The 14725-nt window shown below is 40.5% G+C and carries 17 protein-coding genes; 16 read left to right on the plus strand and 1 reads right to left on the minus strand.

The window, feature by feature from the left end; translation table 11 throughout:
- Nucleotides 1-319: 319 nt before the first annotated feature.
- The 5 genes from E3K36_00450 (at nt 320) to E3K36_00470 (ending at nt 6854) form a co-directional block, all read left to right on the plus strand.
- Nucleotides 320-1264, plus strand: coding sequence for an HD domain-containing protein (locus E3K36_00450; protein ID MCF6153731.1), 945 nt, complete (start codon nt 320-322; stop codon nt 1262-1264).
- Between the two features lie 455 nt (nt 1265-1719).
- Complete coding sequence (gene rnr / locus E3K36_00455; GenBank protein ID MCF6153732.1) at nt 1720-3912, plus strand: ribonuclease R; 2193 nt, start codon at nt 1720-1722, stop codon at nt 3910-3912.
- Nucleotides 3913-4152: 240 nt separating this feature from the next.
- Complete coding sequence (locus E3K36_00460; GenBank protein ID MCF6153733.1) at nt 4153-4671, plus strand: NAD(P)H-dependent dehydrogenase/reductase; 519 nt, start codon at nt 4153-4155, stop codon at nt 4669-4671.
- Between the two features lie 894 nt (nt 4672-5565).
- On the plus strand, nt 5566-5949 hold the full coding sequence (locus E3K36_00465) for an endonuclease domain-containing protein (GenBank protein ID MCF6153734.1): 384 nt from the start codon (nt 5566-5568) through the stop codon (nt 5947-5949).
- Nucleotides 5950-6080: 131 nt separating this feature from the next.
- Nucleotides 6081-6854 carry a nucleotidyltransferase domain-containing protein gene (locus tag E3K36_00470; GenBank protein ID MCF6153735.1) on the plus strand — a complete coding sequence of 258 codons (774 nt, stop codon included), beginning with the start codon at nt 6081-6083 and terminating at the stop codon, nt 6852-6854.
- Between the two features lie 506 nt (nt 6855-7360).
- On the opposite strand, the gene E3K36_00475 is transcribed toward E3K36_00470, so the two are convergent.
- Nucleotides 7361-8683 (minus strand): 4Fe-4S binding protein, encoded by a 1323-nt coding sequence (locus E3K36_00475; protein MCF6153736.1) that lies wholly within the window; start codon nt 8681-8683, stop codon nt 7361-7363.
- A gap of 242 nt (nt 8684-8925) precedes the next feature.
- On the opposite strand from E3K36_00475, the gene E3K36_00480 reads away from it, so the two are divergent.
- The 11 genes from E3K36_00480 to dcm all read left to right on the plus strand — a co-directional run bounded on the left by E3K36_00480 (nt 8926) and on the right by dcm (nt 14720).
- Nucleotides 8926-9825 (plus strand): GTPase Era, encoded by a 900-nt coding sequence (locus tag E3K36_00480; GenBank protein ID MCF6153737.1) that lies wholly within the window; start codon nt 8926-8928, stop codon nt 9823-9825.
- A 120-nt stretch (nt 9826-9945) separates the two neighbouring features.
- A complete protein-coding gene (locus tag E3K36_00485) occupies nt 9946-10260 on the plus strand; it encodes a UPF0175 family protein (GenBank protein MCF6153738.1) in 315 nt (104 codons plus the stop codon).
- 154 nt (nt 10261-10414) lie between these two features.
- Complete coding sequence (locus tag E3K36_00490; GenBank protein MCF6153739.1) at nt 10415-10819, plus strand: (deoxy)nucleoside triphosphate pyrophosphohydrolase; 405 nt, start codon at nt 10415-10417, stop codon at nt 10817-10819.
- Between the two features lie 8 nt (nt 10820-10827).
- Nucleotides 10828-11019: a hypothetical protein gene (locus E3K36_00495; protein ID MCF6153740.1), complete on the plus strand. Its 192-nt coding sequence runs from the start codon at nt 10828-10830 to the stop codon at nt 11017-11019.
- Nucleotides 11012-11455: a PIN domain-containing protein gene (locus tag E3K36_00500; protein ID MCF6153741.1), complete on the plus strand. Its 444-nt coding sequence runs from the start codon at nt 11012-11014 to the stop codon at nt 11453-11455. Before E3K36_00495 ends, E3K36_00500 begins: the two co-directional genes overlap by 8 nt.
- A 1-nt stretch (nt 11456) precedes the next feature.
- Nucleotides 11457-11675 carry a hypothetical protein gene (locus E3K36_00505; protein MCF6153742.1) on the plus strand — a complete coding sequence of 73 codons (219 nt, stop codon included), beginning with the start codon at nt 11457-11459 and terminating at the stop codon, nt 11673-11675.
- A 189-nt stretch (nt 11676-11864) separates the two neighbouring features.
- Nucleotides 11865-12086 carry a hypothetical protein gene (locus tag E3K36_00510; protein MCF6153743.1) on the plus strand — a complete coding sequence of 74 codons (222 nt, stop codon included), beginning with the start codon at nt 11865-11867 and terminating at the stop codon, nt 12084-12086.
- 68 nt (nt 12087-12154) lie between these two features.
- Nucleotides 12155-12409, plus strand: coding sequence for a UPF0175 family protein (locus E3K36_00515; GenBank protein ID MCF6153744.1), 255 nt, complete (start codon nt 12155-12157; stop codon nt 12407-12409).
- Nucleotides 12402-12914 carry a DUF3368 domain-containing protein gene (locus E3K36_00520; protein MCF6153745.1) on the plus strand — a complete coding sequence of 171 codons (513 nt, stop codon included), beginning with the start codon at nt 12402-12404 and terminating at the stop codon, nt 12912-12914. Before E3K36_00515 ends, E3K36_00520 begins: the two co-directional genes overlap by 8 nt.
- 146 nt (nt 12915-13060) lie before the next feature.
- The gene (gene vsr, locus E3K36_00525; protein ID MCF6153746.1) at nt 13061-13486 is read left to right on the plus strand and encodes a DNA mismatch endonuclease Vsr; all 426 of its coding nucleotides are present in this window, start codon (nt 13061-13063) and stop codon (nt 13484-13486) included.
- The gene (gene dcm, locus E3K36_00530) at nt 13473-14720 is read left to right on the plus strand and encodes a DNA (cytosine-5-)-methyltransferase (protein MCF6153747.1); all 1248 of its coding nucleotides are present in this window, start codon (nt 13473-13475) and stop codon (nt 14718-14720) included. Before vsr ends, dcm begins: the two co-directional genes overlap by 14 nt.
- Nucleotides 14721-14725: the final 5 nt, after the last annotated feature.

Genomic DNA, 14725 nt, shown 5'->3' on the forward strand with positions numbered 1-14725 from the left:
TGATGGACGACTCTTTTACACCAGGCAGTAAAAGCCCAAAGTCTATGGTTTTTCTTTAGAATGGCGATTTATGGAAGGGCTTGTTGAAAGGTTACCTATTACCTTGAATACGCTGAAAAAGACGTAGAAGCCTTTTGTGTTTTCTTGGAAAATGTTTCATGCAGCTTGTAATTCAAAACCCATTCAATGTATGTTTTTCTTGTTATGCTAGAGTAATGTATAATAATGTTTTTTATAACTTGGAAAATTCAGGAACTCACAAAGGAGTGCAAAGTATTCTCTTTAGCAAATTAACTTTCTTATCTGATAATTTCACAAAATGTCCAGAAAATATATATCCAGCTTAAAAACCGGTGAACCTGTAGAAGAGATATTTCTTGTTCTGAAAAAGGAAGTCAAAGAAACAAGGGAAAAAAAGCCGTATCTCAATCTGCAACTGGCCGACAAGTCCGGCTCTATTGAAGCACGGAAATGGGATGCAACTCCTCAACTTTGCGACAGCTTCAATAAGGATGCATTCATAAAGATAAAAGGGGTCGTTGAAACCTTCAACAATACCCTGCAAATCCGCATTAACGAAATCTCCCCTATCGCAGAAAAACAAGTACAGATGGGAGAATTCATACCAAGCACTGAAAAAGATATTTCCGCGATGATGAATGAACTCAAACAGATTATCAAAACGGTTAAAGACCCTTATCTCTCAAAGCTGTTATGTGCATTTTTTTCTGACGAATCCTTTTGTAAGGTGTTTTCCACCGCGCCTGCTGCTACACAATACCACCACGCCTTTTTAGGGGGATTATTGGAGCATATCCTTTCTGTTGCCAAACTGGCAATCAGCTTTTCAAATCAGTATCCAACAATAAAAAGAGATTTGTTACTCACGGGTGTCATCTTGCACGATATCGGGAAAACACGGGAACTATCCTACGAGCGCAGTTTCCAGTATACCGACGAAGGGCAACTTACAGGACACCTCATCTCGGGTGTCCTTATGGTCAATGGAAAGGCTCAAAAAATAGATGGGTTTCCACCCGATCTTCTCAATGTGCTTTTCCACCTCATCTTGAGCCACCACGGAGAATATGAATGGGGTTCACCGGTAAAGCCAGGTACACCCGAAGCCATTGCATTGCACCACCTGGACAATCTGGATGCAAAGGTACATGCGGCAACAAAGGCAATAACCGAGCATAAAGACTCAAACAGTTCGTGGACTGAATACGTTAAGATGTTTGAAAGGAGACTGTACAAAAAATAGCAGAATATTTTAGATTTACGATATCAGACAAGAAACACAGAAATTGAGGCCTGAAAGGCCGTTAGGATATAGCAGGGGGTGAAGCCCCCTGTTCTTGAAGAACAAAAACAACAAGCACCGAAGGGGCGAAAGGACTCTATGAAAAAAGCCTTTCATGAATGGTATTTAGCGGGCAAGGGAACTCTATTTTTTGTGCTCAACACAAAAGGCATCCCTAAAAATGTGAATGTGTCGGTCACCCGAATTCCTTTCGCCCTTTCAGGGCTAACCACAATATTTTCCATTTGCAGGGGGCTTCACCCCCTGCTATACACTTTCTGCCCCTTGGGCATAAAAGGTAACATCCTGGTGTTTTACCTTACGAAACACCAGGATGTTTCGTAAGGTAAAACAGTTGCCATTTTTAAAAACGAAACTGGTACAAAATTTTTTTCGCTGAATAGTTACAAATTACCATGATCAATCCTATCGATATCCTCAGATTCATCCGTAGCAAAAAATATAGCCCCATGACAGCCGCTGAACTGGCAGAGCATTTTGAGATCATTGATGCAGAATACCGCCAATTCTGCAACCTTTTGCAGGAGTTGGAGTTTTCCGGTGAGATTGTAAAGATCAAGCAAAAACAGTACGCCGACCCGGGAAAGGTACACTTACTGGTGGGTACCCTGGAATGCAATCCGCGGGGATTTGGTTTTGTTGTCCCGATTAAAGAAGACGGCGGTGAAGATATTTATGTCAACGAAGAAGATATGGGTTCTGCTATGCACGGAGACCTCGTGGTGGTGCGGCTCCCCGCAACTGTCCAGATTCCCAAAAAATGGAAGGAAAAGAGGCGAAGTCCATCAGGACAAATTGTTAACGTATTAAAACGTGTGAATGAATTCGTCGTGGGCACCTTCGAAAAAACAAAACGACTGCGGTTTGTTGCCCCCGACGACCCTAGATTATTCAGGGACATCTACGTTGCAGAAGAAGTTTCAAGGGGCGCACAACCCGGCGACAAAGTGGTCATTCGAATCACCGTATGGCCATCAAGACATCTCAACCCGGAGGGAGAGGTTACCGAAGTTTTGGGAAAGGAAGGAGATCCCAGGGTTGATCTCCGTTCTATTATTTATCAATTCAAACTTCCCCACACCTTTGGCCAAAGAGTGCTGAAAGAAACGAAGCATGTACCCCATGCCGTTTCGGAAAAGGAAATCCAGAATAGGCTCGACTTACGCAACAAACTCATCATCACCATCGATCCGGAAGACGCCAAAGATTTTGATGATGCAGTCTCCGTCGGAAAGGACCAAAATGGAGATTGGCATCTGGGCGTGCACGTAGCTGATGTCTCATACTACATAAAATCTGATACAGCCATTGATAAAGAGGCTCGCCACCGGGGTACCAGCGTTTACTTACCCGGTGAAGTCATCCCTATGCTGCCGGAAATTTTGTCAAACAATATCTGCAGCCTGAGAGAAGGAGAGGACCGGCTCACCAAAAGTGTTTTTATGACCATTAATCGCAAAGGGTATCTTGTCAAAGCAGAAATAAAACATTCGGTTATTAATGTTGCCAAACGTTTGACGTATAACCAGGCCACGGCCATCCTCAATAATGAAACAGATGGAAATATATCTGATGAAGTGGTAGACATGCTGCGCAACATGGCATACCTTGCCGGATTGCTTTTTAAAAACCGTCTGGGGCGGGGCGCCTTAGAATTAGACCTCCCTGAAATTTCCTTAAAATTAGACGAGCACGGTTACATCAAGGATGTCGAAAAAGTTGAAAGGGATATTTCACATAGATTAATAGAAGAATTTATGCTCCTGGCGAATGAAATGGTGGCAATATTCATGTATGAAAAAAAGATGCCGCTGCTGTGCCGCGTCCATCCGGAACCAGAGGACGATGCCATGTGGGAATTTGCTGAGTTTATCCGTGGACTGGAACATGCCAGGATAGACCCCTTTCAAAGCAAGCACCTGCAGTCGTTACTCGATAAGGTGCGTGGAAAGCCGGAGGCCTATACCGTAAATCTCGTACTCCTGAAATCGATGAAACAGGCAGTTTATACTGCGGGTGAAGGAAGGCACTTTGCACTCGCGCTGGATCACTATACCCACTTTACTTCCCCCATCCGCCGCTATCCTGACCTGCTTGTCCATAGGATTTTAGACCAATATTTTTCAGGAGAATTGTCATCTCCTTTCGTGCACGATACATGGATGAATTGTTTACCCGATTGGGCAGGACATTGCTCCATGACCGAACGCAGGGCAGATGAAGTAGAACGGGAAATTACCAAACTAAAATTACTTCGGTTCCTTGAACATGAGATTGGAAAAATCTTCGATGGTGTTATTACCGGTGTCCAGGAATTCGGTTTCTTTGTCCAGTTAAATAAGTACCTGCTGGAGGGACTTGTCCACATCCGTACCCTGGCAGATGACATCTATCAGGTAGACAAAAAAACCATGGCCCTTGTTGGCACCCGTCGCAGGAAAATGTACAGGATCGGAGAGGTTGTGAAGGTAAAAATCTACAAGATCGACTTTTTAAAACGAGAAATTGATTTTATACATTGCGGCAGCCAAGAAGGGAGAGCAAAACAAGGAAAGGCACGGAAGACCGCAGAAAATGATATACAATGAACAGTAGGGACACGGTGCACCGTGTCCCTGCATTTTTAGATGTATCAGTGAGTCCTCTCACTGATACAAAACAGCACAAGAACGCTCACAGGTTTCAATGTGAAGACACACCGAAACATCGAGGATGACAGTGGATAAGCTGTCTGGAGAATGTTTCATTGTTAAGAGAATACCTGAAATTTCAAAATTCATGATGTTGTAGTTGTAAGCATTGTCCATTTCATATAAAAAGGTGTTGCTATGATAGATTTACTCAGAAAAAGAAGGAGTATTCGGGACTACGAAAACAGGAAGATTGAACCCGAAAAGATTGAGATTCTGAAAGAGGCTTTGGTAAGGTCGCCGTCTTCAAGGGGCATCAGTCCCTGGGAGTTCATTCTTATAGATGATAAAGAATTATTGAAAAAATTATCAAAGGCAAAGGAGCACGGATCGGAGTTTCTGGAAGATGCTGCATTGGGGATTATCGTCTGCGGTGATGAAAAGCGTTCGGATGTATGGATTGAGGACTGTTCTATTGCATCTATCCTGGTACAAATAGCTGCTCAATCAATTGGTCTGGGAAGTTGTTGGGTTCAGATAAGAAACAGGATGCATATCAAAGATATAACTTCAGAAGAATATGTTCAAAAACTCTTAAATATCCCGGAACACGTGAAAGTTGAATCCATTATCAGTCTTGGATATCCCGCCAGGTGTGAACAGGGTGTGCCAAAAGAAATGCTGCCATTTAAAAAAATCAGGATGAACAGATATTGAATATTACCCTAATCCGAACGAGTCAGAAAAGGCCGTAGTGACAAGGCGCGCTTAGGCGGGTTCAAGTTTGCAACTTGAACCTAATAATTTGATTCATCCGTCAGTTTGAATTTTTTGGCGTTATTAGCTGGCAAACTATGGGGTTTAGGTTTGAAACCTGAACCCGCTATAGGACTTAACCAAGATATAGCGAGATTTGACAATTTAGTTTTTTGAAAAATTCCGCGGATGAGATGATTGCCTTGTAGTGGCAATTCATGAATTGCCACTACATATTAACACAAAGGCGTTTTGAACTGCTTACGTTTTCAAAAAACTGAATTGTCAAATTTCATTTAATTTTCTATGACCGCTCCTCTTGGGGGTGTTAAATTCACGTTTAATATTTAAATATTACAAACGATCCGCCTCGGTACTTGGCGATGCCGATAAAGGCGGGCGTGTTAGGTGGTTCACTCAGGATGTGTTAAAGCTCCCTATTCGCACCATCAACTTCTCTGACCCGAAGGACAAGTTCCGTCACGATCATATGGCTGCGCTTGTCAACCAAATGCTCGAACTCCACAAGCAATTAGCATCGGCAAGGACAGACTATGACAAAACCATCATCCAGCGCCAGATAGACTCCACCGACCGCCAGATTGACCAGTTGGTGTATGAATTGTATGGGCTGACGGGGGAGGAAATCAAGATTGTTGAGGATGGCTCGTCTTGAAACTCTAAGCGGGTTCAAGTTTGCAACTTAAACCCAGGTGTTTGATTCATCCGTCAGTTTGAATTCCTGACGTTATTCGCTGACAAACCATAGGATTCGGGGTATATACATGAACTCGCGAATTAATGGAACATCGTGTTTTCCCCTCTAAAAAGAGGGGACTAAGGGGTGTGTTTCCCATGAAGATAAATTACCATCCAAAACTCAAGGAACTTGCACGGAAATTGAGAAATAAGAGTACGAAATCAGAAATAAAGCTCTGGCAATACTTGAAGCGTAAAAAAATGATGGGGTATGATTTTCATCGGCAAAAACCAATTGATACGTTTATAGTAGATTTCTTTTGTAATAAATTAAAACTTGCCATTGAGTTGGATGGTTATACCCATACATTTGAAGAAATTGCAGAGAAAGACGCCGTAAAACAAGGGAAATTAAAGGAATTGGGTATAACGGTATTGAGATTTTGCGATGAAGATGTCATGAAAAATACGGATGGGGTTTTACAAGTAATTCGAAGGTTTATTGAAAATTATGAAAAACAGAAATTACACACCCCTTAATCCCCTCTTTTTAGAGGGGAAAGTGTGTAGGGATGGGTTATGTGAAGCGTACCCATCATTTCTTATTTATCATAGGCTGCAGAGGTGTCTTGTAACAGTCAAATTAAAGATCGGCAGGTTCAAGCCGGAATATGAAAGAAGAAATAATAACCAGATTAAACAATGTTGAAACCAAAGAACGTGTAAAAATACTGTACGCTTGTGAATCGGGAAGCCGTGCATGGGGTTTCCCCTCAGCCAATAGTGATTATGACGTGCGTTTTTTATACCTTCATCCCAAAGATTGGTACTTATCCATTGATCTGGAACAGAAACAAGAAGTTATTGAACGGCCGATCAATGACCAGATAGATTTGTGTGGTTGGGATTTACGCAAGGCTTTGTGGCTGTTTCGCAAATCGAATCCACCGCTTTTGGAATGGTTGGGATCGCCAATCGTTTACTGGGAAAAGTATTCAATTGCCACGCAGATGAGACAATTGGCAAAGACCTATTATTCCCCAAAAGCATGCATGTATCATTATTTGCATATGGCGCGCGGCAACTATCGAGAATATCTGAAAGGGGAACAAGTTTGGATAAAAAAGTATTTTTACGTGCTTCGCCCCATATTGGCTATCAACTGGCTTGAACGGGGGTGGGGCATTGTGCCAACGGACTTCAGGGTAATGGTCAATCAACTCTTTAATTCGGGGGAATTGAAACGGGAGATCGAAAAACTGATAAACGCCAAAATGCTGGGTGAAGAATTAGATTACGGACCTCGTATTCCGGTAATAAGTAATTTTATAGATAGTGAAATTGAACGGCTTGAAGGCAGACAATTTACAGATAGCACACATCAATGCTCAGCAGATCAGTTGAACAGTTTATTTATATCTGCCTTGGATGAAATATGGTCGTAAAAAGCAGGCAGAAATTGGGTTGCGTTCCTCTTTCTTAAGCGGGTTCAAGTTTGCAACTTGAACCCAGTGGTTTGATTCGCTCCGACGGTTTGAATTCCTTGGCGTTATGAGCTGATAAGCTATGGGTGTTCAGGTTACAAACCTGAACCCGCCGGAACCTGTGAATTTTATTGAAGAATAGTGTTATGCCGTCTGTAAGAATTTCAAAAGAATCTACGTCAGGAATTTATTATCTCACTTTCACCGTCAAGAACTGGTACTATCTTTTTGACAGGCATAACCGCTTTGAAATTCTTGATCAAAAGAGCCGACGTTGAATTATTTAATAAGAAAGGTGACATAAAAGCTTCAGAGTTTGAAAAACGAGTATGAAATTTTAGACACCAAACAAAAAGCACCAATTCTTTTTACCGATATTGGGGCTTTCATGCCATAATTGTAACGATCATTTCAATGACTACTCCCTATTTTTATACACCATACAACTAGTATCTGTTTCCTGGTATTTATTCCGTTTCAAACTGGCCTGCCTTGTGAAGGTATTTTGGATGGTTGAGTTCCGATATCCTCAGGATATACTCAGCGTCTGATATCCTGGTATACCAGTGCCCAGTGGCGCGGGCCGTGTTTGTTATGGCAACATATAAACCGATGAGCATAATGGCATAAAGCCCGTAATGGATCTTTTTACGATCCCCAACCAGTTTCATATCCAGCGCTCCATTCACCGGACAAGCATTAACGCAATCGTAGCAGGCTACACATTCATGGGTCAGGACGTGTTTCTTTTTTTCCACAAGGATGTGCATAGCACATGCCTTCGTGCATTTCCCGCAATCAATACACTTTCCTGTATCGCGAGTAATTCTCATAGGGCTTACGTATCCAATAATACCTAGCAGGGCACCGTATGGACAAAAAAAACGGCACCAAAAATTTTTATTTACCAGCGAAATAATGAGGAATGCCAGGATGACAGACAATGCCATACCAGACATGTTTGTGAAAAATTTCAACATTTTGACATCTGCCACACGGACAAAAGGTACACGGGTATACATGACCTCCAGCTGTGCAATGGGCATTTTGATAATAATGACCTGGATAAAAAAAGCCAGGATTGAATATTTCCAGGCGCGGGCAATAATGTCGTTGACTTTATCAGACCATATCTTTCCGGGGATAACAAATGGCAGTACCATTGCCAGGATATAAGCAGGGGTCAGGTATCTGAAGACAGGCGATTTAAAGCTCTCCATGGTTATGATCTCTAATATCAGCAGGACGATGATGGGAGTAAAAATAAGACTCAAACCGGCCGTAAATCTGGTTGGGATATTTCGCATTAAGGACGAAACACGTTGTGGGAGTTTCTTTAAAAACCAATCCCCCAGACGCCACTCCCATTCAGAAATGGTGCCAATAGGACAGATCCAACCGCAGAACCCCCTCCTGAAAAATAAGGTCGTCAGGAGTAATGTCCCGAAGATGACGAATCCGGCGGGATGGATAGGGTTAATCGTGCCTGTCCCAAAAAAGTATTTTGTGCCCATGAGGGCGCTGATCGGCAGGAAGGATTCGACCCCAGGCGGCCGCGGCAGATAAAATCCCTTTCCGCCAGCCTCACAGTATTTGACAAAGGTATAAAATTGCCAGCCAATAACAAGCACTACGATAAAAAAAGCTATTTGTACAGACCAGCGCAGCTTCTGAGAATTAAAACCGTTCCGTTTATATTTGCCAGACTTCCTGTTATCCGGTCTTCTTTTCTCAAGATAAAGCCCCTGCGCTGATGCAGGCATTGATTGCTGTTGTTTAACCTCTTCCAAGTAACGAACCTCCCTACTTTATTTGAATTTCAAATTTGTCGAAAAATAAACGCAATATTACTATCCAGTACCAAGTAACTCTTTTTGGTCTTCTGTTCCGTTGCAACACGAAAACACTTGATTCACCATAATTTACTGTTTAGAATGCAGTACAGTCTTTTGAAACAATTGTTCTACCTCTACGGTATAAATAATAATCAAAATCGACCTTTATACGCAAGCAATTTTGGTTCAGATATTTTATGCAATCAGATAAAAAAACCTTTAAGGCAGGTTATGTAGCCATTGTGGGTAAACCGAATGTGGGGAAATCAACCCTGATCAACGATTTTATGGGATGTAAATTATCCATCGTTACTCCAAAACCCCAGACAACCAGAAAAAAAATCATGGGCGTATTAACAAGGGAAGAGTATCAGATCGTTTTTTACGATACCCCGGGCATTATGGATCCGAAATATGAATTACAAGAATACATGGTGAAGACTGCCTACAATACTATAGAAGATGCGGATGTAATATTGCTGATGGCAGAACCTTTTGAGCCTCCTGACAACGTGGACAAGGCAATATTTGAAAAGTTATCGCGTTTTAATATACCGGTAATTTTAGCCATTAACAAGATAGATTTGGTGGAAAAAGACAGTCTAATACCGATTATTTCCGCGTATAATACTCAGTTCAAATTTGCCGAGATTGTCCCGATCTCAGCCTTAAAAGGAATGAATCTTGACCTGATACTAACACTCATTGTGAAATACTTGCCAGAAGGAGAACCTTTCTACCCCGAAGACTACATGACCGACTACAACGAAAGATTCCTCGCTGCTGAAATAATCCGGGAGAAGGTATTCGAGTTTTACGGGGAGGAAATCCCCTATTCCACCACGGTCGAGATCGAAGAATTTAAAGAACGGGAGGCAGGGAAGGATTATATTAAAGCCATTATTTACGTAGAACGTGATTCCCAAAAGGGTATTATTATTGGTAAAGATGGCAAAGCCATCAAGCGGGTTGGCCTCATTGCAAGGGAAGAGATTGAAAAACAGATAGGCCGAAAGGTATACCTGGAACTTTGGGTAAAGGTTATGGAGAAATGGCGGAAGGACAAGAGCAAGCTTTATAAATTGGGTTACAAGTAACGAGGTTTGAAGGAATTTTATTATAAATGATATATCCACTTGATATACTGAAGACATAGTACATAAAAAGAGAGACGAAATAAACGCTTTAGGCCCTTATCATAGAGTAAAAGAGGATGTGTGAATGGAAAAAGAAAGAATAACAATAGATATCCCTGCCGAAATCTTACCTATAGTGGCAAAAAAAGAAAAGATATACCATCAAAGATTTTTGAATACTTAGTACTCGAACTTTACCGAATAGGAGAGATATCCAGCGGCAAGGCGGCACAGTTCCTCGAAATGGAACGTTTCGAATTTATAAAATTTGCTTCGCGAATGGGTATCCCATTTATTGATATGGATAAGGAAGAACTTTTAGACGATTATAAATATGCTAGCAGGGCTATAAAAAGTAAGATGATAATCGTTTCAAATGGAAAACCCAAATTATAATATGTTCATGCATAGGAATTTTTCATTCTATGTAAGCTGGTTCATGGGTGGCATGGACAAACTCTGTTTGTCCGTGCTGTCGTAACTCCATGATCAGGAGTAAGGACATAAAAACCGGAAATTATTCAGAAAATTCCTTATTTGAATTTCTTTCATGAAACATATTCAGGTCGCTTGTGCAATTATTGAGAAGGAAGGGAAAGTTCTTTCCACACAGCGGAGCAAGGCTATGAGTTTGCCGCTAAAATGGGAATTCCCTGGCGGCAAGATTAATAACGGAGAAGGCCTTACAGAATGTCTCAAACGCGAATTGCTGGAAGAATTAGGCATAGAGGCCGCTATAGACCATCCCCTTCCACCGGTAACCCATAACTACCAAACAGTTTCAGTCACGCTCCATCCCTTTGTCTGCAGAATAGTCTCAGGTGAAATCACGCTCCATGAACATGTGGCACTTGCCTGGTTAACTCCCCGGGAACTTCATACACTCGACTGGGCAGAAGCAGACGTGCCAGTGATACAGTTATACCGGGAATTTCTCAAGACTCATCAGGGATGACGCGGTTAATGCACAATGTCTCTGAAGGACGCACGGATAAAAGCCAAAAAGATACGCGCAAGTTTTGGGAAAAAGATATTTTTCAGACTGCGCCGCAGAGAAGTTATAATATGTCAATGATCAGAAGCAAGGACACAAAGCCGGAAATCATGGGCAGAAAATTCCTCTTTGGCAATGGATTCAATAAACTCCATGACTAAAATTTATCTCGATACTAATATTTATAATCGGCCATTTGATGATCAGGCACAGGTTAGAATACGGCTTGAAACGATAGCCATCTTCTCTATTTTACAGAGAATAAAAGAAGAAGAATTTTCTCTTTTGTGGTCTTTTATGATTGACTATGAAAACAGCCTGAATCCCTATAATGACGTGAGACAAGAAATAGAAATGGCATTTGCTCTCGCAAATGAGACGATAGTTCCTAACGATTTCATTGTTGCTAAGGCAAGGGAATTTGAAGCTCTTGGTATAAGACCAAGAGACGCTCTTCATCTTGCTTGTGCTTTAAAAGGAGAGGCTGAATATTTTTTAACGTGTGATAACAAACTGATAAAGAAAGCATTGGAATTGAAAATAAACATTAAGATAATGAATCCTTTAAAATTTATTGAAGAGTGGGAGGTGAGTTAAAATGACTGAAATGACAAGTGATTTTGAAGTAAGAAAGAAAGGACTGAGCGTTCTGTTTGAAAACCTGGGCGAAGTTGATGCTATGAGATTTCTATCCCAAATTACCTATGAAAAGAGAGATTCCGTGAAACTTCAGGAAGAACTATTTGAAGGGATGACTGTAGATGAAATTTACAAGAAGGCAGAAGAATATTTTGAAAAGAAACAGCAAAAAGGGTAAAAGGGAAAACAGGTTGTTTCGTAATTTCTCGGAAAGGCAATAATATTTCATGACAGACGTTCGCAACAGGAAAACCAGAAGTTATAATATGCCCATGATCAGGCGCAAGGACACAAAACCGAAATCATCGTCTGAAAATTCCTAAGTCCTTTGATGCCTTTCATAAGGCAAAAGAGGAGGTGATACATAATGTTGAAAATAGTTGATGAAGTACCATTTTTTCAAGACGAAAAAACAAAGGAGAAATTTCTCCTGACTTTAGGCGCCCTGAGCGCACGTCTGATAAGTTTGAGAAAGGCGGCAGAAATTATGGAATTAGAAGAAGCAACCTTACTTGAAATTATGGAAATGCTCGGTTTTGAATTTTCATACTTAGAGGAAAAGGATATAGAGGTAGAAAGGAACGGCTAGATTAGAAGGAGGTAGTTAAAAAGATATAAAACAGTCGTCATGTCTATGTGTTAAAAGGGGGTGAATAAATGTCAATAGTGTTAAAACTTGATATACCAGAAGGGGCATTTTCGGCACTCCGAAAGGAGCCTTCTGAGTTTGCCAGAGAATTAAGACTCGCGGCAGCAGTTAAATGGTATGAAATGGGAATAATATCGCAGGAAAAGGCATCGGAAATAGCGGGTCTCACGCGCGCTGAATTTATATTTTCGTTGGGGAAATTTGGTGTTTCGCCGTTTCAGTACACCGTTGAAGAAATAAAAAAAGAGATATCCGATGAATAAACGATGGGTTTCTAATACATCACCATTAATCTTATTGAATAAGATAGGATATCTGCATCTTCTAACAGAATTGTGTGCAGAACTTATAATTCCCAAGGGTGTAATAGACGAACTGTTTTTTCATAAAGAAGAACAATCAAGGTGGGAACTTCTTCTTTCCTCTAAAAAAGTTATAACTTTAAAAGCCCCACTTCAAATACCTCCGGATGTCGCAGGATGGGATTTAGGAAAAGGAGAATCCGAGGTTGTTACCTTTGCGGTAGAACAGCCTGGTTGTAGCGTTATTCTGGACGATTTACAGGCAAGGAAATGCGCACGCACTTTTAATGTATCCGTAATGGGAACAGTGGGAATTATTCTGTTTGCCAAAAAGAAAAGGTATATTGCAGAAGCAAGTCCTCTCATTAAGTTGTTAATAGAATCAGGTCTGAGATTTGATATAAATTGGATAACAAAGGCATTAGAACTTGTTCATGAAAGATTTGAAATCACAAAGACTGAATGAAATACTCAAAAATTACTTTAGAAATCTCTCTATTTGCAAGTGATTAACTTTCAAAATTTTTCTTCGTGAACTTCTCGTGGTCTTCATGGTTAAAATCCTTTTGGTTGTGGGAATAAAGATAATGCTTATTAGAAAAAGTAGAATTTATGGTAGATGTTCATAATAAAAAAACCAGAAGTTATAATATGTCCATGATCAGGAGCAAGGACACAAAGCCGGAAATTATTGTCAGAAAATTCCTTTTTGGAAACGGTTTCAGATATAAACTTTACGATAAAACATTACCCGGCAAGCCAGACCTTGTTTTCCCGAAATATAAAACGGTTATATTTGTTCATGGTTGCTTCTGGCATGGACATGAAGGCTGTAAATATTTTGTAGTACCCAAAACCCGAACGAAATGGTGGCTGAGTAAAATTAACCGGAATAAACAGCTTGATACCGAAAACTCCGGCAAATTAAAAAAGCTGGGCTGGAAAATTTTAACTGTGTTTGAGTGCAAATTGAAACCCGGTAGCATGGAAAAAACCCTGAATCAATTAGCAATGAGATTAACAAATGAGATTTATTGACTTATTTGCAGGTGCAGGCGGTTTCGCAGAAGGTTTTAAAAGGGCCGGTTTTGAACCAGTTGCACTAGTTGAGTCAGATCCCGCTGCGTGTTTTACTCTAAAGACACGTCTTTCCTATTATTACCTTGCAGAGAATAATAAGTCAGATATCTACATCAAATATCTCAAAGGGGAAATAAACAGAAATCAGCTTTACTCGTTCATACCTTCTCATATTATAGAATCTGTAATTAATATGTCCATCGGTGATGAGAACAACTCTAAGATTTTCCAGATAATAGAAAGATTAAATGGTAAAAAAGATATTGATGTTATAGTGGGCGGTCCTCCGTGCCAGGCATATTCCTTGGTTGGCCGGGCGCGTGACAAAAATGGAATGCAGGGGGATCCGAGAAATTATCTATACGTTCAGTATGGAAGATTTCTTAAGAAGTACAATCCAAAAATGTTTGTTTTTGAAAATGTGATCGGAATACTGTCAGCAGAAAAAGGAAAGTATTTCAAGAATATCCGGTCATATTTTAGACGTCTTGGATATGTTGTAGAACCACTCAAAGTAAACGCGAATGACTTCGGAGTACTTCAGAATAGGAGGAGAGTAATAATCGTAGGATGGAAGAAAGACTCGAATCCTTCTATTGGCAATTTGGCTGATCAATGCATCTTCAAATATAAAAAAGTGGGATCAATTTTTAAAGATCTTCCAAAATTAAATGCAGGCGGAGGCATAGACAAATATCTTACCTACACCGCAGAAATTAACGATTATCTGTATTTCGCGAAAATAAGAAATGGTATTGATATCTTGACTCAGCATGTCACAAGACCACACACAGAACAGGATAAGGAAATTTACAGAATTGCCGCTGAGAAATGGAAAATAAGCGAGGAAAGACTTGACTATAATGATCTTCCGGAGAGGCTTAAGACCCACAAAAACAGGGATGCTTTCCTAGACAGATTTAAGATTGTAGCTGATAATATATCGTATTCACAAACAGTTGTTGCACATATTGCTAAAGATGGACATTATTACATTCATCCAGACATAGAGCAGAATCGTTCAATCTCAGTTCGGGAAGCAGCCAGGCTTCAGTCATTTCCTGATGATTATTATTTTGAAGGAATAAAAGAAGGACGAAACAGAACGGCTGCATTTAAACAAATTGGGAATGCAGTGCCGCCCCTTATGGTAGAAAAAATTGCAAGGAAACTTGTTGAATATTTCAAATAATAATT

The sequence above is a fragment of the Candidatus Brocadia sp. genome (assembly GCA_021646415.1).
Lineage (GTDB): Bacteria > Planctomycetota > Brocadiia > Brocadiales > Brocadiaceae > Brocadia.